Annotated in this window: 23 protein-coding genes and 1 pseudogene; 9 read left to right on the top strand and 15 right to left on the bottom strand. The window is 36.6% G+C overall.

Going from position 1 to position 21116, the window contains the following annotated elements:
- Positions 1 to 10: 10 nt before the first annotated feature.
- The 7 genes from BA768_RS03130 to BA768_RS03100 all read right to left on the bottom strand — a co-directional run bounded on the left by BA768_RS03130 (position 11) and on the right by BA768_RS03100 (position 9020).
- The gene (locus tag BA768_RS03130) at positions 11 to 1615 is read right to left on the bottom strand and encodes an MFS transporter (protein WP_065719661.1); all 1605 of its coding nucleotides are present in this window, start codon (positions 1613 to 1615) and stop codon (positions 11 to 13) included.
- Between the two features lie 16 nt (positions 1616 to 1631).
- Positions 1632 to 4793, bottom strand: coding sequence for an efflux RND transporter permease subunit (locus tag BA768_RS03125; RefSeq protein ID WP_065719660.1), 3162 nt, complete (start codon positions 4791 to 4793; stop codon positions 1632 to 1634).
- Between the two features lie 16 nt (positions 4794 to 4809).
- Positions 4810 to 5898 (bottom strand): efflux RND transporter periplasmic adaptor subunit, encoded by a 1089-nt coding sequence (locus tag BA768_RS03120; protein WP_065719659.1) that lies wholly within the window; start codon positions 5896 to 5898, stop codon positions 4810 to 4812.
- A 9-nt stretch (positions 5899 to 5907) separates the two neighbouring features.
- The gene (locus tag BA768_RS03115; RefSeq protein ID WP_083206577.1) at positions 5908 to 7248 is read right to left on the bottom strand and encodes a TolC family protein; all 1341 of its coding nucleotides are present in this window, start codon (positions 7246 to 7248) and stop codon (positions 5908 to 5910) included.
- Positions 7249 to 7316: 68 nt separating this feature from the next.
- Entirely contained in the window at positions 7317 to 7775 is a 459-nt protein-coding gene (locus BA768_RS03110; protein WP_026706452.1) for a GbsR/MarR family transcriptional regulator, read from the bottom strand.
- Positions 7776 to 8007: 232 nt separating this feature from the next.
- Entirely contained in the window at positions 8008 to 8250 is a 243-nt protein-coding gene (locus BA768_RS21715; protein ID WP_065719657.1) for a DUF2798 domain-containing protein, read from the bottom strand.
- Between the two features lie 2 nt (positions 8251 to 8252).
- On the bottom strand, positions 8253 to 9020 hold the full coding sequence (locus BA768_RS03100) for a hypothetical protein (RefSeq protein WP_065719656.1): 768 nt from the start codon (positions 9018 to 9020) through the stop codon (positions 8253 to 8255).
- Between the two features lie 151 nt (positions 9021 to 9171).
- Between BA768_RS03100 and BA768_RS03095 the strand changes: the two genes are divergently transcribed.
- Positions 9172 to 9558 (top strand): winged helix-turn-helix transcriptional regulator, encoded by a 387-nt coding sequence (locus tag BA768_RS03095; protein WP_065719655.1) that lies wholly within the window; start codon positions 9172 to 9174, stop codon positions 9556 to 9558.
- Between the two features lie 15 nt (positions 9559 to 9573).
- Here the strand turns inward: BA768_RS03095 and BA768_RS21015 are convergent.
- The 7 genes and pseudogenes from BA768_RS21015 to ribA form a co-directional block, all read right to left on the bottom strand.
- Positions 9574 to 9705: pseudogene (locus tag BA768_RS21015) on the bottom strand (conjugal transfer protein TraG); the annotation flags it as partial.
- Between the two features lie 362 nt (positions 9706 to 10067).
- Positions 10068 to 10673: an SDR family NAD(P)-dependent oxidoreductase gene (locus BA768_RS03090; RefSeq protein WP_317039928.1), complete on the bottom strand. Its 606-nt coding sequence runs from the start codon at positions 10671 to 10673 to the stop codon at positions 10068 to 10070.
- Positions 10624 to 10809, bottom strand: a complete 186-nt coding sequence (locus BA768_RS21640; RefSeq protein WP_317039927.1) for an SDR family NAD(P)-dependent oxidoreductase — start codon at positions 10807 to 10809, stop codon at positions 10624 to 10626. The genes BA768_RS03090 and BA768_RS21640 overlap by 50 nt, the downstream gene beginning before the upstream one ends.
- 77 nt (positions 10810 to 10886) lie before the next feature.
- Positions 10887 to 11453, bottom strand: coding sequence for a Crp/Fnr family transcriptional regulator (locus BA768_RS03085; protein WP_065719654.1), 567 nt, complete (start codon positions 11451 to 11453; stop codon positions 10887 to 10889).
- Between the two features lie 448 nt (positions 11454 to 11901).
- Positions 11902 to 12237: an ATP-binding protein gene (locus BA768_RS21710; protein WP_410493492.1), complete on the bottom strand. Its 336-nt coding sequence runs from the start codon at positions 12235 to 12237 to the stop codon at positions 11902 to 11904.
- 384 nt (positions 12238 to 12621) lie between these two features.
- Positions 12622 to 12714, bottom strand: a complete 93-nt coding sequence (locus BA768_RS21010; protein WP_123947053.1) for an NAD-dependent epimerase/dehydratase family protein — start codon at positions 12712 to 12714, stop codon at positions 12622 to 12624.
- Positions 12715 to 12766: 52 nt separating this feature from the next.
- Positions 12767 to 13357: a GTP cyclohydrolase II gene (gene ribA, locus BA768_RS03070; protein WP_065719652.1), complete on the bottom strand. Its 591-nt coding sequence runs from the start codon at positions 13355 to 13357 to the stop codon at positions 12767 to 12769.
- Positions 13358 to 13454: 97 nt separating this feature from the next.
- Between ribA and BA768_RS03065 the strand changes: the two genes are divergently transcribed.
- The 8 genes from BA768_RS03065 to BA768_RS03035 are packed head-to-tail and all read left to right on the top strand — an operon-like array spanning position 13455 to position 19988.
- Positions 13455 to 14111 carry a hypothetical protein gene (locus tag BA768_RS03065; protein ID WP_065719651.1) on the top strand — a complete coding sequence of 219 codons (657 nt, stop codon included), beginning with the start codon at positions 13455 to 13457 and terminating at the stop codon, positions 14109 to 14111.
- Positions 14112 to 14114: 3 nt separating this feature from the next.
- Complete coding sequence (locus BA768_RS03060; protein ID WP_065719650.1) at positions 14115 to 15437, top strand: ABC1 kinase family protein; 1323 nt, start codon at positions 14115 to 14117, stop codon at positions 15435 to 15437.
- Positions 15438 to 15593 carry a DUF2256 domain-containing protein gene (locus BA768_RS20840; protein WP_083206575.1) on the top strand — a complete coding sequence of 52 codons (156 nt, stop codon included), beginning with the start codon at positions 15438 to 15440 and terminating at the stop codon, positions 15591 to 15593.
- Positions 15545 to 16846 (top strand): DASH family cryptochrome, encoded by a 1302-nt coding sequence (locus BA768_RS03055; RefSeq protein WP_065719690.1) that lies wholly within the window; start codon positions 15545 to 15547, stop codon positions 16844 to 16846. Before BA768_RS20840 ends, BA768_RS03055 begins: the two co-directional genes overlap by 49 nt.
- Positions 16834 to 18312, top strand: a complete 1479-nt coding sequence (locus tag BA768_RS03050; RefSeq protein ID WP_065719649.1) for a cryptochrome/photolyase family protein — start codon at positions 16834 to 16836, stop codon at positions 18310 to 18312. Before BA768_RS03055 ends, BA768_RS03050 begins: the two co-directional genes overlap by 13 nt.
- On the top strand, positions 18312 to 18593 hold the full coding sequence (locus tag BA768_RS03045; RefSeq protein WP_065719648.1) for a TIGR03643 family protein: 282 nt from the start codon (positions 18312 to 18314) through the stop codon (positions 18591 to 18593). Before BA768_RS03050 ends, BA768_RS03045 begins: the two co-directional genes overlap by 1 nt.
- A gap of 12 nt (positions 18594 to 18605) precedes the next feature.
- Positions 18606 to 19304 carry an SDR family NAD(P)-dependent oxidoreductase gene (locus BA768_RS03040; RefSeq protein ID WP_065719647.1) on the top strand — a complete coding sequence of 233 codons (699 nt, stop codon included), beginning with the start codon at positions 18606 to 18608 and terminating at the stop codon, positions 19302 to 19304.
- 36 nt (positions 19305 to 19340) lie between these two features.
- On the top strand, positions 19341 to 19988 hold the full coding sequence (locus BA768_RS03035) for a MarR family winged helix-turn-helix transcriptional regulator (RefSeq protein WP_065719646.1): 648 nt from the start codon (positions 19341 to 19343) through the stop codon (positions 19986 to 19988).
- A gap of 473 nt (positions 19989 to 20461) precedes the next feature.
- Here the strand turns inward: BA768_RS03035 and BA768_RS03030 are convergent, their stop codons facing one another.
- Positions 20462 to 21085, bottom strand: a complete 624-nt coding sequence (locus tag BA768_RS03030; RefSeq protein WP_065719645.1) for a flavin reductase family protein — start codon at positions 21083 to 21085, stop codon at positions 20462 to 20464.
- Positions 21086 to 21116 lie beyond the last annotated feature (31 nt).

The following is a 21116-nucleotide window of genomic DNA, read 5'->3' as shown; positions in this document are numbered from 1 at the left end:
TGTTCGTATGTTAGTTCTTGTTTACAAATTTGCCATCGGATACACTATTCGCATCAATCATAGCAGAGGCCTCCTTATTAGCGATTGTTTGCGGCCCATTAAACAGGATATACAGAAAGAGTGCAGTCATGATAAAGGCTCCTATCCACATCGCTTGTTGCCAGCCTGTAACAAAAGATGCTCTTGCAAAATGGATTAGCATTTCTTTCTGACCTCCAGCATCTGGTGCAATTGCCAGAGCATGTGCCAGTCCTTCTTTAGAAGTCGCAATAATATCCTGAGAAAACCCTCTTAATTTTTCTTCTATAGAAGTACTGTAGCCTGCGGTTACCAACGGTCCAAGCAAGGCTACTCCTAAAGCTGTTCCCAATTCTCTGGTAATATCATTTAAGGCAGAAGCAACTCCTTGTCGGTCAGTTGGCAGTGAAGCGGTAATGGCTTCTGTAGATGGAGTCATTGAAAATCCCATACCTAAACCCATGACCATTAAGCCAGGCAGTACAGACAGGTATCCTGTTTCAGCAGATACAAAAGTAGCCATCAACATGGCACCGATAGCACCGAATGCAATCCCCAAAGCCATGGTGTATTTGCTACCAATTCTTAATGCCAGTTTTGGAGCCATACCTGAGCTAAGCATCATCAAAACTGCCATCGGCATCATTCCTAATGTAGAACGCAGACCTGACCAGCCTAATACACCCTGAAAAAATGGGAAAAGCACAATGAATATACCTGCCTGCACACCAAATACAGTTAAAAGCGAGATAGAACCACTTGAAAGGCTTCGTTCACGGAACAGTCTTATATCTAACAAGGGCGCTTTGTGACGTAGTTCCCATAGGATAAAACCAATTGTACCGCTTATACCGACAAACAAGCTCACCAACACTAAGGGTTCATTCCAACCCAATGCAGGTGCTTCATGCAACGCATAAATAACACCCACGGTGGTCAACACGGAGAGTAATGAACCTACGATATCAAATGGATGGCTGGTTTTCTCCGTTGAATTAGGAACAAAACGAATGGTCATCATTATGGATACTGCGGCAAGTACTACCGGCAACAGGAATAACCACCTCCAGCTCGCAACATCTACCAGCAATGCGGAGAGATACATTCCTAAAATACCGCCACCTCCGGCAACACCCGTCCAAATCCCTATGGCTTTGGATCGTTCTTCTTTCGGGAAAGTGGAAGTAATTACAGCTAATGTCACGGGCATAATCAACGCAGCTCCTATACCGGTAAGCAATCGGGCAACTAACATCATGGCTGCACTTGTTGCTATGCCTGAGAGTGCACTGGCTGCTCCGAAGATGATAAGTCCGGTCAGTAACATTTTCTTTCTTCCCTTGCGGTCGCCCAATGCACCAAGGGGTAATAATAAAGCAGCCAGTGTCAGGGTATAAATATTAATCATCCATAAAACCGTGTTTTGGGATGCACCAAATTCAATCGCCAGCATCGGTTGTGCCACGTTCAATCCGCTTACCGAGGCAATGACCGCCATCAGTGCGATGCATACGGCTATTAATATTTTCTTTAAATGAGGTAGCGTTGTTTCCACCTCTGTTTCCAGTGTGCTATTTGTTGTTTTATTCGTGTTCATTTTCTATGCTTATTTTTTACTTAATATCTTCAACCATTTCAACCAATGGCTGATCCAGATTCACTGCTTTGATTAACGGTTTTATATCTTTGCGTTTTACTTCACCTTTTATCAAATCGACAAGGAGATAAATGGACGGTACAACAAACAAGGTGAGTATCATTGAACTGGTCAAACCACCAATCAACACCCATGCTAAACCATTCTTCCATTCCGCTCCTGCACCAGATGATAAGGCAATGGGAAGCATTCCGAAAATCATGGCAAGCGTGGTCATCAATATGGGACGGAGTCTGGCTTTTCCGCTTAGGATCAGTGCTTCAATGGTGTTCTTTCCATTTGCTTTTAACTGATTAGCAAAATCCACGATCAGTATCCCATTTTTGGCAACCAACCCTATCAGCATAATCATGCCCAATAGAGAAAAGAAATTGAGGGTATGCATGGTTAAGGCCAGTGCCAATAATGCACCTATAATGGCTACAGGGATGGAAAAGAATACGACGAAAGGATATACAAAAGAGTTATAGAGCATTACCATAATCAGGTACACTAGCAGTATGGAAGCTACTAATGCCAGCAAGAGGTTGGAAAAAGTTTCCTGCATATATTTCATCTCGCCTTCGGCATCAATGTTTATATCTTTGTCAAACTTGGCTTGTTGTATGAATTGATCCAATTCACTGCTGATAACGCTTGGTGTAACCCCCAGTACTTGTGATGTAATAGTAACAGAAGGCATTCTCTCTTTCCGATCCAATTGTTTGGAAGCTATTCCATAATTAAAATCAGCGAACTGCTCCAATTTCACGGATTGTCCCATCGAGTTGACAAATGAAAGATTACGGAGGCTTTCCTCATTCTTCCTGTCGAATTTGTCATAGGCAATTTCAACGTCATATTCCTTCTGCTTGTCACTAAACTTCACATCCGTATTTCCACTGAAAGCAATGTTCATTGACATTCCCACGACATCCATACTCAGACCCAAATCCGCCATTTTATCCCTGTCAATGGCTACCTGCAATTCAGGCGTTCCTTTCTCAACAGATAATTTTACATCCGATGCTCCTTTAATTGTTTTCAACTTATCAGCAATAGCTACGGCCGCTGTGTAAATCTTATCAGGATCATTACCGGACACGACCAATGAAATAGGGGCATCGTTTGAGGTTCCCATCATATTCATAATGGCAGAGTTTACCTTTACACCGGGCAGCAACTTTTCCAGCTCCAATTTGGTGTAGTGTGCAAACAGGTCGGATGATTGAGTTCTTTCCTCTTTGGGTACAAGCTTGATATTGATCTCCGCTTTGTTCTGCGTATTCCTGCTACTGCCCATAGAGCCGGAGCTGGTACCGATACTTGAATATACTTTTACCACCTCAAGTTTATCAAACAGCAATCTTTCTACTTTCTTAACGGTTTCATTCGTATTTTGAAGTGTTGCGCTTTGAGGCAATTCAAGGTTAATAAGTACTTCACCTTTGTCTCCGTTGCTGGCGAATTCCCCTCCAATAAATCCACCGCCTACCAGCATGAAGGAAGCGATGATCAGTGCAAAAGCCCATCCCAATACCCATTGCTTCTTAGCCAAAGCTTTAGCAAGCATACGACCATAGAAATTTGTTAGCCGGGTAAGCCAATTTTCAAATACCGTTAATACCTTTCCAAATAGTGAATTCGTGTTGAGGTGTTCAACTTTTGCCCAGCGTGAAGCCAGTAAGGGAGTGAGTGTGAAAGAAACGAATAAGCTCATCAATGTGGCGATGACAATAACCATTGAATATTGTCCCAGCATATTGGATATAATCCCGCCTACCATCGTGAGCGGTAGAAAAACGATTACATCGACCAGCGTAATAGCGACAGCGGTAAAACCTATTTCCTGCCTGCCGTCTATAGAGGCTCTGACCTTGTCTTTACCTTTTTCAAGGTGGCGGTAAATGTTTTCAAGTACCACTATGCTGTCGTCAACCAATATTCCGATAACAAGGGAAATAGCCATCAGGGTCAAAAGATTAATGGTATAGCCCAGCAGGTTCATCGCAATAAACACCGACAAAAGCGATGCAGGTATAGAGATCATAACAATCAGGGAATTACGAAGGCTATGAAGGAACAGCAACATCACAGCGGCTACAATTACAATGGCCAAAAAGAAATCGAACATTACCAAGTCGGCCGCTTCTATGGTAAATTCGGAACTATCGTTAGCAATGTTGAATTTTAATTCCTGCTTTGCATAGGTGTTTTCTATTTCGTTTAATGTTTCCTTGACGGCTCTTGCCACTTCTACAGAATTGGCATCCCTCTGTTTAATCAATTGAAGTCCTATTGAGTTTTTTCCGTCTATCCGATTAAATGTAGTTATGTCTTTTACACCATCCTGAACAGCGGCAATGTCAGAAAGCCTTATTTTGGAACCGGTAGTGGGATCGTTTTTAATGATCAGATTTCTAATATCATCAATCGACTGGTATTTTCCTTTGAGCTTTATGCTGGTTTCTGACTGATTATTGGTCAACTTTCCTGTTGGAAATTCGAGGTTGGCATTGTTGATAGCCTGATTTACCTGAACTAAAGAAACACCGTATTGATCGGCTCTGCTCCGGTTAATATTCACTTTTATAACCCGTTCTTCGCCACCTACCAGTTCCACTCTGGCTGTCCCTTTAATTTTGGTAATAGCCGGCTTTATGTCATCCTTTATCAATGCATACAGGTCTGTCGGGTTCATTCTTGCTGTCACGCCGAATCGCATGATAGGCATATCTGTCATTGAAAATTTGCCGATCGCCGGTGGCTTGGCACTTGCAGCCAAATCTTTGACCACTTCATTTACCTTTCTTTGTGCATCCTGCATGGCTTGTTCCACATCTGCATCAACTTTCAACTGTACAGTTATGGAGGACATGCCATCTAGTGAAGTAGATTTGATGGCATCAATATTATCGATACCTGAAACCGCATCTTCTATTTTTTTGGTGATGCCGGTTTCTACTTCACTGGGCGAAGCTCCCGGATACGCTGTTGTGATGCTGAACATTGACATTGACATATCCGGGGTAAGCTCGTAATTCAGCCTTGAATAGCTTATTATGCCCAAAAATGTCAGTGCTATGAAAATGACCATGATGAATGACGGTCGTTTTATGGATAGTTCTGTTATTGACATGGAAAATCTGATTTTGTTATTTAATTACCTGCACTTTCGAGCCGTCATTGATATTGAGTTGTCCCGTTTCAATTACTTTGTCTGTTGTCGAGAGACCTTCGAGCACCACTACATTTTCTCCCTGCACATGGCCGGTTGTAATCTTTTTTAATACCGCAACTTCGCCTTCCAACACATAAACATGTGGAGCTTGAAGGCTACCAACAACGGTTTTTACAGGTATCATAAGCACATTATTTGTATAGTCATTGTTGATGATGGCTTTACCGCTCATTCCTGGTTTCAAAGGGTTTTTGGAGTTATTGGGGATTAGTACTTCTACCAGAAAATTTCTATTGGCATCTGCCCATGCAGCAATGTGTACCACTCGTCCTGTCACTTTATAATCAGGGTATAAATCGGGAACTACCTGAATTGTTTTTCCAATTGAAAGCCTGATCACATCCTTGTCCAGCAACTGCAATTGTAATTTAAGTGAAGAATTGTCCACGATATCTGCCAACTCTGTTCCAGGGCTAATGTAACTGCCGGTTTGCACGTGAGATTTATTTACGGTACCGGAAAAAGGAGCTGTTAGGGTAGTAGATTTTCGAACAGCATTAATGGTATTCAGCTTTGATTCCGCAGACTTAACAGCCAGCTTTTGTTCATCTACCTCTCGAACAGTAATTGCATTGGCTTTAAGCATATTTTCCATTTTCAAAAGATCAGCCTTTGCCTTTTGCAATGTTTCCAGTGCTAACTGCTTGTCTATTGAATTTTGTTGTCGCTCTATATGTTCTGACTCGTTAAATACCGACACGATGGTCTGTCCCTTTGAGATATGTGCCCCATCTTTTAATGCGGTGGTGACTATCCTGCCAGAAATATCGGCTGTCAAAGTCATTGCGTTTACAGGTATAAAAAATCCACTGGAGGTATAGGTGCTGGTTAAGGTTTTATATTGAGGGCTAGTAACCGTTACAGGGAATACCAATGTTTTACTGGCACCAATTTCGGCCTTGGCATCCAGCTTTTGCTTATTACGGCTGAGGGTAAATAAGATAACCAGCAATAATCCTGTAATTATTAAAATCGGAACGATATATTTTTTTATCCTTTTCATTCTTGAATATTATTTTAAAATAGATTGTATGTTTCCTGATATCTTTAGGAATTCTAATTCTGCTGACTGAACTTCTAAGATGGCCTTTAAATAGGCTGTCTGTGACTCCTTCACTTGGATATTGGCATCCAATAAATCTTTCAATGAAGTGTAGCCGTTTTGAAACTGGATATAGGAAAGCGCATATACTTCTTCAGCAAGGGTTTTACTCTCTTTAGTGGTTGCTAAATTTGAGGTGTTGATCGTCAGCCTTTCCTTTGCATTCTTCATTTCTTTGTTTACTGTATTTTGTTGGATTGTTATGTCCAGTTCATTTTGCTTATGCTCCAATTGCAGCTGTCTGACTTTTGATAATTTATAGTTTCCGTCAAAGATGGGTATGGATAGGTTTAAGCTTGCTAGAGAGTTGGGATACCAGTTTGTAGTGCTTCTGAAAATATTCGCCTCATTCTGTTGTGCCAATGTTCCATATTTAAAATTGAATGAGAGCTTGGGTAAATAAGAATGCTTCATTTGCTTTAAGGCCAACGTTGTTAATTTATCCTGTTCCTGAAGCAATTGAATGTCCAGAGAATTTATGCTGATGTCTTCGCCAAGAAGATGAGATAGTGTGGAATGGTCTATTTCTGTTTCAATACTGATTTTTTCTTCTAAAGGAAATGTCATTGTGTACTTTAGTATGGTCATGCTTTGCTCGTATTCAAGCTGTGCATTTTGAAGCCTGGTTTGCAGATTACTCCGTTCAAATTGTAATCGCTTTAGATCTATCGAGTTGGCAAAGCCATTGTCAACCTGCGACTGTACACTCACCAAAAGGGAATCTATTTGCAATATGTTATTATGGATGTCTGCATGTTGCAGAAATGCAACCTGTGAAACGGTGTAGGCATTTGAAATATCATACATAATTTGCTCAACGGTTTTTTGCTTGTCTAGCATACCTATTCTGGAATGCTGCCTTGCTATTTTCTGACCGGTAATTTTCTCAAAATCGATCAGCGTTTGCGATAGCTCAATATTTGCTGATGCATTGTATTTTGTTCCAAACTGAACAGCTTGATCCTGACCGGGCTGCTCCAAAAATTCACCGGGGATAATCTGCGTAATTAGTTTCAGGTTGTTGGTGTAGGCTGCATCAGCCTTTACTTGTGGCAGGTATCCGGACAATTCTTCCCTGAATTTTTGATTGTATTTCTCCAATTCAAAATCAGACTTCTTAATGGAAAGATGATGACTAACACCATATTCTACCGCTTGCTTTAACGTAAAACTTACTGGTTGCTGTGCCCAGATGAAATGTGGCATCGTCAATAATATCAGCAGACAGTATCTTAAAACCTTATTATTCATTTTGTTTATTATATTCAATAATTATTAATCAGTTCAGTTTTTTATGAACTTTAAAGACAAAAAAAAGGTTATTTCCTGTTTTCCCATTTTTTGATGGCAATCATCAATTCCTTGTAAACGAAGTCTAAAAATTCGGTTACTTCTTTAAGGTCATTATTAAATTGTGGGGTCTTGGTTGTTCTGGCTTTCAGTATTTCTTTCAGTATAACATTCAGGTCATCGAATTTCTCGAAATTCTCTTTGGTCATCTGTGTCCAGTTGTTCATCTTACAACGGAAATAGCGTTTTTTATCGCCAAGCTTGGTAATGTATTCTATGTGGTGTGTCATCATCAACCTGTTCAATGCATTGCTGGTTCCACCTTTACTTAAATGCAAGGTTTCCATAATTTCATCAAAGGTCAATTCTACTTTGTCGGCAACCAGAAAAAGTCCCCAAACCCTACACTCGGCAGGTGGCAATCCATACTTTTCATTCAGTACGCCAAATTGCTCAATCAGTTCTTTTTGTTTCTCGGTTAAAACCATAATTGTAAATGCTCTTCTACTAATTCTGAAGCAAAGATAAGAAGGTTTTTTGAGTTCAGCAAATTATGAACCAACTTTTCATTGAAAATTTGGGAAAGTGTGCTTCGGAATCGTTACACACTTGTAATAATATTAAGGCAGGTTAATGAATGAGCTAACATTTCACTAACCTGCCATAAGGTTCTTGAGGTTTATTTTGCAAGCCTAAAGAATAAAATCAAATCACCTGATATCAGTTTTTAGGTAACCGTTTTTTTAAAATGAAACCAGTTAACTTATTAGCTAATGGAATTAGTAATAAAACAGCTAAGTAAGCTATAGGTAATCCTACAAACCATGATATAATAAAATTGGTAATGAAGTTATCCGAATAAGTATGCTTCAGAAAATGTGATGTGGACGACATAATGAATGTTGTCGGAAATACTACAAAAAAAGTACTGATATATTTGGAATATTTATCACCGTTTTTCATTACTAAAATTTTCCATTGGTGTTTTTTCTTCTATCAGGTTCAGGAATCGCTTCAATCACGTCCCAATGTTCCACTATTTTATCTTCTTCTATTCGATAAAGATCATAAAAGGCTGAATGCTCTCCGCCCAGATATCCTTCGCTTAGTACCAGAACAAAGTTGCCTTCGCCTAAAACTTTATGTATTTGAGTATATTTTTGCGGTTTACCTTCCTTTTCCCATTCTGACAGTACATCTATAAATTCTTTTACTCCATCGCCCATGTGAGGATTATGTTGTATTAGTCTATCGCCATCAAAATATTTTGAAATATCCCCCAAGTTCCCGTCGATTAATATGTTTTGAACAAAATCTTGTGCAATTTTTTTATTTGAATCCGTCTTATGGTGGTCGATGGCCTTAGTTTTTCCATCCGTCATTGTCCTGCCACTTTTATTTAATTTTCTTGGGTTGATTTGAAGATTATCCCAGTGTTCAACGCTTACACCATTTTCAAAACGATGTATGTCAAATGCCGCGGTATAGTCAAATAAAAAATAATCGATATGAACAAAACCGTAATCTCCATCCTGAAATTGACGCACCACATTTGTATATACTTTGTGCATCGGCATTTGGTCATGTAAAGCTAAAATTGCCTGTAGGCCTGTTTCAACATTTGGATTGTGCTGTTTGTAAGAAGTTGGATGAATAAGTCCGGTTTCTTCTAATGTTGATGTTTCAATGCTATTCTGGATAGCAGCAGCCTTATCTTTGTTCGATAATTCCATAATTTTTATTTTTATAAATTTACAGAGGCAAAGCTACGTTGATAGAATGTCAGGTAAAATATGGGGCAAAATATTGACCTGGTGAAAATTTTATCCCTATTGTCATACAGAATTAAAGTAATAATTTTAAGGTCTTAAATAGTATTGACACATGTACGAGAAGAAGATACCAAAGGATTTTAGCTGCGGAATGGGTATTACGATGGAAATAATTGGAGGAAAATGGAAACCTTGCCTGATAAATTCAATTCATAAAGGTTTTTGCAGGCCTAGCGAACTGGCGAAACAGCACCCTGATGCCAGCAAAAGAGTACTGAACCTACAATTAAAAGAATTGGAAGAACACGGCGTGGTTTCAAAAATAATACATCCCGAATTGCCTCCAAAAGTAGAATATTTTTTAACTGATTTGGGGAAATCCCTTTTGCCACTTATTGCCTCAATGGAGCAATGGGGTGCCGATTTCATGGATGAGTTTTATCAAATGCAGGCAAATAAATATCTGAAGCAGGAAGAAGGAAGTTCAGCCGTGTTATAATTCCAGCTAAGAGCTTTATTTATCTTCTTTCACTAAATGCTGCAAATCCGGATCATTTTTGATGCGCTCCATTTCGCTTACGACAATACTCAGGATGTCGGATTTTATACGTTTATAATTGCTGTCGATTTCCTGTTTCATTTTATCTGACAATCAGTTGCTTTACTATTCTAAAAGTGATTAATCTGATTGTGATAGTGTCATTTCCAATCCCTCGTTTTCCGATAATTTAGCTGGATCAAACCCATATACTTCAATAAATTAACCTATTTCCACTAACTCTGGAATATCTTTCTTCTTTTATTGCAGGGATTCCCACTATTTCCTTTTTCTGGGATATTGATAATTTTTGGTTTAAGGTTTCAAGAGTTGTCGTAACGGAACCTGCTGGTATACTAGCAAAAAGAAGTCCTGTCACAAAGACACTTGTATCAAATTTTTGTCATTGGCCATAGAAGGAAGAGGTTGGCTATTTTTGCCAACCTCTTTTTATCACCAGTTAACTGCTTTTACCAAAGAATTTCTCCTGTTGCAGGATTTGTTTCTTCGCTGAAAAATCTACCTGTTGGTCCATCATTATCAATGAGAACATATTTGATAATTCTATTTGCCGCAACGCTGACTTCGCCACCATTAAAGAATGTAAAATCGGTTTTCGTAAGTCCGGTGCAAACAGCATTTACCTTAAAATTTGTATCACGCAACTCATAGGCTAACTGAATTGTGTACATGTTCAGAGCCGCTTTTGATATTGCGTAAACTCCGTATTTGGCATAATTATATGCAGGCCATTCCGGATTGCTTTGCAATGAAAGAGAGCCAACGCTGGTACTCAAGTTGACTATTCTTGGTTCTGAGGATTTTTTGAGCAGATTTATAAAAGCTTGTGTAACATTCGCTGTACCTACCAAGTTTGTTTTAAATGCATTCAGGTATTGGTCACTTGTGGCTTCCAATACGGTGTAAGGATCGCTTCCCCCGTTGATACCTGCATTATTGATGAGTACATCCAAAACCGAAACTTTGTTGCCTATTTCTTCCCTTGCCGTAAGTACCGATGCAAGGTCAGTAACATCCAGTTCTACGGCTTCTACATTTGAAAAATCCTTCTGCATTAAGTTTCTGAACTGCCTGTAAACCGTTCTCAATATTACGACTTCCAATGAATACGAAAAATCCCCTCTCCAAAAGTTGTTTGGCAGTTTCAAAACCGATGCCTTTGTTTGCTCCTGTAATTAATACTGTTTTCATATTTTGTAATTTTAAATTTTCAATACAAAATTGAGGTATTAGACAGTGGCATCATTTACCAAATGGTAAAAAGTGCATCAGCGAATGTTTTTCCGTATTCTGCTAAGAGATTGTTGTGTTACTCCTAAATAGGATGCTATGTATGATAATGGAACACGGTTGGTCAATGAAGGATAATTTTCTAAAAATTCAAGATATCTTGTGGTAGCGTCCTGCGAAATTACGGGACCTTTTCTTGACTTTTGATACATGCACAGCTGTACCATTTTATTTTTAATATTGTCCCAACCCACGATAGTATGGGATAGTTCTTCCCAATTTTTTTTTGAAAATACAATAAGGCTACAATCTGTAATAGCTTGCAAGTACTCGGAAGATGAAGCATTCGCCTCGAAGTTGACATAATCACATACCAGGCTGTTTTCGCTGATGAAACAACGGGTAATTTCTTCGCCTTTATTATTATAATAACAGCCACGAATAACTCCTTTTACTATGAACCCAACCTGCTTTGGAATTTTCCCCGCCTCAGAAAAATAATCCTCTTTTTTTAATTGCAGAATTTCTCGCTTACTTATTACAAGATCAATTTGCTGCTTGTTAAGATTTCCAAATTGCAGAATATATTCAATCAGTTCTTCCATATGTGCAAGTTAAAAATAATATCCTTTGGCATATTTACCATTTGGCAAAAAATGAACTGTGATAGCTAATTATTGATTCATTAAAACCATGAAATAATTGCTCTTGTCCAGCCAAATACTGCCTTCCAGTGCCAATGAGTACAGCATAGAAAAATACTAAAAAAGACTTTATAAATTAGATTTTCAAATAGAAATCAAGTTGGATATGGAAGTCTTAGCAATACAAAAGTCCGCACTAGACGGAATGAAAAATGAGCTAAAAGCGCTTTTGGAACTGACCGAAAATGCACACAGAAATATACGCCCATTTTTAAAGAGGAACAATGGCTCGATACCAGGAAGTGTGCCTGATAATGAACATTACAAAGCGCGACTTTACAGAGCTAAAATAGCAAAGGACTTTTATCGTACTCTATGTTGATCAAATTCTTCAAATTTAAATTAACTACTATTTTGGAATAGCAATAACAACATCAAGCCCACCCATTTGATTCCTTCTAAAATCAGTGTTTCCTGCATGCATTTTTACAATTTGCTGCACGATGTAGAGTCCGAATCCATGTTGCCTTTGATTGAATAGATTACTGTTTGACATATATTTCGATCGCGTTTTTAATGTCGTGATCTCCTCTGATGTCATTCCTTTTCCATCATCGGAGACACAAAAGAAAACATATTCCCTTTCATTGGAAATCAAAAATGTGATGTTACAGCCACGTGGATTATGCTTTATGCAGTTATACAGCAAATTATTGATAGCTCTTTGCAGCCGATGGATGTCCACACATAATTTGATAGACTCTAGGCTTTTAAAAATGATTTTGAAGAAATTTACAATTTATCATTAAGTATTGTATGCTATCTAATTATTTAAGGTAACAATGTATTTGAAAGTCATCATTAATTGCGAGAGACATTTTAAGAGAAAAAAATATGATTATATGCTATCATAAAGGGGGGGGGGGTTGAAATCTACATTTCCTGTGTTCAAAAGTTTTTTATGAATAAAACTCATCTAATGGTCCGCAGCCAATTTTCTCACCATCCCTTTAAAAATCAATCCGTGAATATTCTTCAAAGTTTCCTCTTTCAGAAAATCAACTTCAATGACTTCAATTAAATTATCATCGATGCCTGCAGGTTTAGAAAATCGGCTGACGTCACGGCTTCAGCAAACCACTTTGTAGCCTTGCTCTGTAATCACACTCATCATCCTTTTACCGATGTAACCTGTTGCTCCCGTTAATAAAATCTTTTTCATGAGATTAATTTTGAATCAGTTAAAGAATTTTTCTATGAATTTTAAATGTAATTTAAAGTTTTTCGAAGAGATGCCCAAAATAATCCTTCTTTGTAGTAAGATAAGACGCATTGACAGGATTTGATTCAATTTCCAAAGGAATTCTTTTATTGAGCAAAATCCTGCTGTTGTTGAAAGCTTTCAATTTTTCAGGATTATTGGTCAATAAATTAACTTTGGAAATTTCCAGCATTTTCAGCATCTCGATTGCAACATCAAAACTTCTACCATCTGCCGGCAAACCTAATCTCAAATTTGCTTCTACCGTATCAAAACCTTGTTCCTGAAGAGCATAAGCCTTTAATTTATTGATGATTCCAATATTTCTGCCTTCCTGTCTGAGATAAATAATCATTCCTCCGTTTTCCGACATAAATTTCATTGCCGCATCCAGTTGTTGTCCGCATTCACATTTCCTCGAATGGAAAACTTCTCCGGTAATGCACTCCGAATGGAAACGTACATTAACAACTTCATTAAAATCTGTTTTTTCAGCCACCCAAACCAAATGTGGACACCAGTCATTTTCATTTTCAGAAAATGCATAGACGGTAAACATTCCAAAATCGGTCGGTACATTAGATCGAGCCTGTATTGTAAGCATTAATTATATTTTGAATCATTATTATAGTACAAATTTATACTTTATTTATTTAATTAGTAAAATTAATTACTAAATTTGTTGATAAATAAAATCAATAATGGAACAAAAAAATATAATTACAGAAGATAAAATATTTGAATTGTATGGTGACTACGTTTTGAATCACGGCGAAAGACCAAAAAACATTTACCGCTTCGCAAAAGACAATGAGTTCGAAGAAAAAGACTTTTATGATTACTTTTCAAGTTTTGAACAGATAGAAAAATCAATGTTGGTCAATCTTTTTGATAAATCTGTAGAGTTAGCTTCGGAAGTTAACAATTCTGATGAAATTACTTCAAAAGAAAAACTGTTGAATGTCTATTTTATCTTTTTTGAAAATATGACGATGAACCGTTCTTTGGTTCTGATGATTTTGGGGAATAACAAATTACACTTAGCAAAAATTTCAAATCAGCTTAAGGAAACGCATCGACAATTCATCAAAACTCTTGATTTTAATGATTGGGAAATGATTCTAAAAGCGAAAGATGATGTGAAAAATTTCCACGAAAAAGCTCGTGAAGAAGCGTTGTGGATTCATTTGGTTTCCGTCATTGAATTTTGGAAAAAAGATACATCTCCATCATTCGAAAAGACAGATATTTTCATCGAAAAAACAATTGACACAGGATTTGAACTGATGGATAACGAACCTTTGAGAAAAGTAGTTGACCTCGGAAAGTTTTTATTTAAAGAAAAATTTAAAAAATAGCAGATGAAAACACTCAATAAAATACCAACAGGAAAGCTGGAACGAACGAGCAGCTTGCTGAAAGCAGGAGCAAAAGTAGGTGTTAATTACATTAAATACTACGGAAATAAAATCACAAAAAATAAAGATGAGGGCGAAGCGAGAAAAGCTTTGAATGAAAACAACGCAACCGACATTTACGATTCTCTGAAAGAACTGAAAGGGTCAGCCTTGAAAGTTGCCCAAATGTTAAGCATGGAGAAAAACATTCTTCCGCAGGCTTATGTTGAAAAATTTTCTTTGTCACAATTTTCTGTTCCGCCACTTTCGGGAGGTTTGGTAAAGAAAATTTTTAGAAAATATTTCGGAAAAAATCCCGAGGATCTATTTGATGAATTCACGAATGAATCCGTTAACGCGGCAAGTATCGGACAGGTTCATAAAGCGAAAAAAGATGGTCAAAATTTTGCTGTAAAAATTCAATATCCCGGTGTGAGAGAAAGCATTTCAAGTGATTTGAAAATGGTAAAACCTATTGCGATGAAAATGTTTAATATCCAGAAAGAAGGTTCAGAATCTTATTTTCAGGAAGTAGAAAATAAATTGTTTGAGGAAACAGATTATGATCTTGAACTGAAAAGAAGTCAGGAAATTTCTAAAAAATGCAGGCATCTTTCGAATTTAGATTTTCCAAAATATTATCCTGAATTATCTTGCGAAAGAATCATCACAATGGATTGGATGAACGGAAAACATTTCTCGGAATTCACAAAATTGAAAAATTCTCAGGAAGATTTGAACAAAATCGGACAGACACTCTGGGATTTCTATATGTACCAAATGCACGCCCTAAAACAGGTTCACGCAGACCCACATCCAGGCAATTTTCTGGTTTCAGAAGATAAAAAACTGCTCGTGATTGATTTCGGGTGTATCAAAGAAATCCCGAATGACTTTTATAAACCCTATTTTGAGTTGGCTAAACTTGAGAATCTGAATAATCCTGAATTTTACAAAGAAAAATTATACGATCTGGAGATTTTGAGTTCTAATGATTCTTCTAAAGAACAAGAATTTTTCACAAAATTATTCTACGAATTGCTGGAATTGTTCACAAGACCTTTTAACGCAGAAATTTTTGATTTTTCTGATGAATCGTTTTTTCAGGAAATTGCAGATCTGAGTCAGAAATACGCCAAAATCAGCGACATGAAAGGAATGAATACCAACAGAGGTTCGAAACATTTTATTTATCTGAACCGTACATTTTTTGGTTTGTATAATATGATGCACGATTTGAAAGCCAAAAATGTCGTAATCAATCAGTACAAAAATTTTAACCAATAAATGACAGCCAACTTACCTTCAAAGATTTGTGAAGTCTGCGGACTACCCTTCAACTGGCGGAAAAAGTGGAAGAAAAATTGGGACGAAGTAAAATATTGCAGCGAAAAATGCCGGAAAAACAAAAAATCAACCTCCTCTGGTTCGGAAACAATTTAAGAATCAGAGACAATGAATCACTTTTCAACGTGATGCAACAACAGTTACCTTTTCTTGCAGTGTATATTTTTGACAAATCTTTTTTCAATTCGACACAACTTAGTTTTAAGAAAATTGGAAAATTTCGGGCTAAATTTTTGTTGCAAACTGTTTCGGATTTGGAAAATAATTTAAAAGAAAAGAAGATTCCGTTTCTTAAAAAATTGGGTAAGACCGAAGATATTTTTAAGCAGATTTCTAAAGGTTTTGAGGTTGAAAAAATATTCTGTCAGAGAGAATGGACAAAGGACGAAATTGAATTGGAAAATCAAATCAAAACCATTTTTCCTGATGTACGATGGGTAAAATCTTATTCTCAACTTTTGCTTGAACCAGATTTCGTAAAAGAACGATTAGATAAAATTCCGCTACTGTTTACTACATTCAGACAAAAAATAGAAAAAGATTTTAAAATCAGAAATGAGTTTGATTCTGAACATTTGGTTTACAATAAATCCACTTTCGATTTAAAAATTAAGAGCGACGATATAACATTAAAAACTTTAGGTTTTGAGGATTTTGAAACCCATTCATCGTCAGCTTTCCCATTTACTGGCGGCGAAACGGAAGCTTTAAAACGATTAAACTCTTACTTTTTTGAAACCCAAAATATAAGTCAGTATAAAGAAACAAGAAATGGTTTAATTGATGCAGAATACAGCAGCAAATTTTCTTCCTGGTTAGGGAACGGAAGTTTGTCTGCTGTATCTATTTATCACGAAATTAAAAAATATGAAGCCGAATTCGGAGCCAACGATTCCACGTATTGGCTGATTTTTGAATTGTTTTGGCGTGACTTTTTTAAATACACTTCGATGCAGTTTCGGAATAAAATATTTCAGCGAAATGGAATTTCTAATCAAGAACATAAGTGGCAAAATAATGAAAATTTAACTCAGTACTGGATTGATGGTGCAACAAATTCTGATTTCATCAATGCAAATATGTTGGAAATAAAAAATACGGGCTGGATGAGCAATCGCGGAAGACAAAATGTGGCATCATACTTCTGCAAAATCCTGAAGCAGGACTGGAGGATTGGAGCTGCGTATTTTGAAGAAATGCTTTTAGATTATGATGTTCACAGTAATTATGGAAACTGGATGTATCTGGCAGGGGTTGGAAACGATCCCAGAAGCAGAACTTTCAACGCTGAAAACCAGGCGGAACAGTATGATGCTGACAAAAAATTCAGGAATTTATGGCTAGAGTAAAATTACCCGTTGCACAATTGATATTCCCACATCAGCTTTTCAAAGACACGGATTATCTGGATAAAAATCAGCCTGTTTTTCTGGTGGAAGAGTTTCTATTTTTTAAACAATACAAATTTCACAAACAGAAAATTGCCTTTCATAGGGCGAGTATGAAGTTTTATGAGGAATTTTTGACCAAAGAAAAATTCAAGGTGGAATATATTGAAAGTACTTCTCCACTTTCTGATGTTCGAAATTTAATAAAGCATTTGGAAAAACTAAATTTTGACAAAATTCTCATCACAGATGTTTGTGACAATTGGCTTGAAAAGAGAATTAAGGAAACTAAATTGGAATTAGAGATTATTGAAAATCCTTTGTTTATAAATACTAAGGAAGATTTGAAAGACTATTTTAAAGATAAAAAATCGTATCATCAAACTGATTTTTACAAGCAACAGAGAATTTCCCGAAATCTTCTAATGAAAGCCGGAAAACCAATCGGTGGAAAATGGACTTTCGATACAGAAAACCGTAAAAAATATCCAAAGAACAAAAAAGCTCCACCCATTCACTTCCCGGAAAACAGCACATATTTTGAGGAAGCGAAAATTTATACCAGGAAAAAATTTAATGAAAATTATGGCAATTTAACGTCGCATCAACTCTATCCCGTCACTTTTGAGGAAGCTGAAAATTGGTTGAATCAGTTTCTGGAACTGCGGTTTGCCGATTTTGGGGTCTATGAAGACAGTATCGTCGTGCGCGAACATTTTCTGCATCACAGCGTGCTTTCGCCATTGTTAAACATTGGGCTTTTAACTGCAGAAAACGTTTTGAGAGAAGCCATTGAATATGCGAACGAATATAAAATCCCCATCAATTCTCTTGAAGGATTTGTGCGGCAGATTTTGGGTTGGAGAGAATTTGTGAGAGGGATTTACCTTTATCAGGGAACTTATCAGCGAAATAAAAATTATTGGAAGCATCAAAATCCGCTTCCCGAATCTTTTTATACGGGAAGGACTGAAATTAAACCAATTGACAGCACAATTTTGAAGGTCCTGGAAACTGGTTATGCACATCACATCGAACGATTAATGATTTTCGCCAACTTTATGAATCTGTTGAAACTTAATCCAGACGACGTTTACCAATGGTTTATGGAAATGTTCATCGATTCTTACGATTGGGTAATGGTTCCTAATGTTTATGGGATGAGCAGCTTTTCTGACGGAGGAAAAATGAGTACAAAACCATATATCAGCGGGAGCAATTACATCAAAAAAATGAGTGATTATCCTGATGGCGACTGGACGGAAAAATGGGATGCCCTCTTTTGGAATTTTGTGAATGATAACAAAGAGTTTTTCAAAACAAATCCGAGATTGGGAATGATGTTGCGAACTTTGGATAAAATGACGGATGAGAAAAAATCTGAACACTTTAAAATCGCCCGGCATACGATTAAAAATTTAAAATAATGGTGAAAGAATTTAATGTAATACAGACAGACCGTATCATTGAAATGGCTTGGGAAGACAGAACGCCATTTGAAGCAATAGCATTTCAGTTTGGAATTTCAGAATCTGAAGTGATTGAATTGATGAGAAGAGAGTTAAAACCATCAAGTTTTCGGCTTTGGAGAAAAAGAGTGAATTCGGGTGTGAGCCAAAAACATCTGATGAAGAGAAATCCTGAAATTGATCGGTTTAAATGTACAAGACAACGCACGATAAGTCATAATAAAATTTCTAAACGATAACAACAAAATAAAATGAAAAACATAGTCATTATCGGTTGCGGACAGGGAATTGGATTTGCTTCTGCAAAATTATTGTCGGAAAACAACACCATCATAGGTATTTCGAGAACTCAAAATAATGAAGTTGAAAATTTAAATATTGAATTTCATCCAATGGATATTATTTCCGGAAATCTAGACAAAATTACTTTTCCTGATGTGATTGATGGGTTGGTTTATGCGCCAGGCAGTATCAATTTGAAGCCATTTAACCGTCTTTCTGTTGATGATTTCATGAATGATTTTGAAATCAATGTTTTGGGTGCTGTGAAAATGATTCAGAAACTGTTGCCTAATTTGAAGAAGTCGGAAACTGCTTCTGTTGTATTGTTCAGTTCGGTGGCGGCAAAGCTTGGAATGCCTTTTCATGCCTCAATTTCTGCAAGTAAAAGTGCTGTTGAAGGTTTGACGAAAAGTATGGCCGCAGAATTTTCTACTCAGAAAATCAGAGTGAATGCTATCGCTCCCTCTTTAACGGATACTAATTTAGCTTCACCACTTCTTTCAACACCTGAAAAACGGGAAGCTTCAGGAAAAAGACATCCATTGCAAAGAGTCGGAAGAGCCGACGAAATCGCAAAAATGGTTGCGTTTCTATTATCTGATAATTCAACTTGGATCACAGGACAGGTCATTGGAATTGACGGAGGAATGAGTAACATCAAATTGTAATCATTCCCAAAAACTAATATCTTTACCAAAATTATTATGCAAACCGACTTTTTCATAGACCTGCTCCATCAAGTGAAAGAATTTGAACATTCTGACGCCTGCAAATCCAACTCTACCGTTGATGATTTTCGCGTGTGGATGAATGATAAAAAATATGCTGATGAAAGTCCGACCAAGCTTTTTAAAAATGAAAATCATCAGGTTTCATTTACCGAAAATGAAATTTGCAAACAGGTTCTCTTATTAGGACGATATTCTAAATTACTGATCAGAAAAGGTTTGGGAGATTTTCCTGAATTAGCGAATGAAGAATTTACCTACCTGTACCGCTTAAAAGACGAACCTTTTTTAACGAAAATTCAATTGATAGAAAAAAACGGTCACGAGAAACAAACCGGAACTCAAATCATCAAAAGACTTTTGGAAGCAGGATTTTTGGAGGAGAAAAATGATAAAGATGATAAGCGCAGCAAACGACTAAATTTGACTAAAAAAGGTGAAGAAATTTTTCATGCCTCGGTTTCTAATGTCAACTTAATCTCAAAAATTTTATCCGGAAAGCTTGATAAAGTTGAGAAGAATGAATTTCTTAGGATTTTGAAAAAACTTAATGAATTTCATTATCATATATATACCGATTACAAAAGCACAGATATTGAGACGATTGTAAAAGCTTTTGGATAAATTTAAAACTTTAATAATTCACTTGATCAAATAAATTATTTTTATTCTATTTATACTAAGATTACTATATTTTTAAATGTACAAATTTAATTTCCAGTAGGCTTTTTTTGAGAAGATATTATGATATGTTTTTGTTTATCAGAAAATTATCATATACTATGTGACTTATTTTCTAATTTCACTTTTAGAACTTAAATACCATTTAAAACCTTCAAAATATTGTCAATATCTTCTAATAAATGGTTTGAATAGAGTCCTGTCAAGTTCCCTAAACAGGATTATTGTTTGTGACATTAGAGAAATTCTCTGTAAATCTTCCATCAAATATTTCGGTATTTTTTCGGTTATGGGTACAAGACCGGAAACTTAAAAATATAATATTATTTGATAAGTGATGTACTTCATCAAAATTCTATTTTGCCAAGATAACGACTAAGATTTTAGATAATAATTTAAGAAAATCAAATCTATTGTTAAGATTGCTGTGGCTTTGCGTATTTCATTCTTTTAATTAATTGGGTGGCATGATAACCATCAAGAGAAGAGCCGGCAATGGTTCCTGCCTTTTCAATATCAATAATACCCGTTTCCTCCCAAATTTCGTCGGGCAAATACAAATCCACAATTTCACCAACAATCAATTGCGTACCATTGCTTTTGATAGAAACAATTTCTTTCAATGTTAAACCCATCTGTATTTTTGACTCCTGAACAAAAGGCGCTGTAAAATCATTTTTGTAATCGATCTTCAGTCCGGCAGCATCAAATTCTGACTGTTCTCTTTGATACCGTGCTGATGTTTGGTGTGCTTTTTCAAAAATATTTTTATTAACGTGGTTAATTGTATAATATCCTGTTTGCTTTATATTTTCCAATGTATGTCTTTCAACGGAATCGGGGCGAGAAATAAACCCCATTAAAGCAGGATTTGCACCAATGTGAATCACAGAATTAAAGATAGCCAGATTGGTTTGCCCTTCTTTATTTATGGTTCCGATTAAATTAAGACTTTTAAAGCCGCTCAGAGAATTGATCATTGCAATTCTCTTCCTTTCCTCTAAATCAGCTATCTGTTGATTGGTAAAATGAGTTAACATCAATTATTTTGATTATTTTTTTTTAATAAAT

This window comes from Chryseobacterium sp. CBo1 (assembly GCF_001693475.1).
Lineage (GTDB): Bacteria > Bacteroidota > Bacteroidia > Flavobacteriales > Weeksellaceae > Chryseobacterium > Chryseobacterium formosense.
The sequence above is the reverse complement of the archived record's forward strand: the minus strand, read 5'-3'. Positions and strand labels throughout refer to the sequence as shown.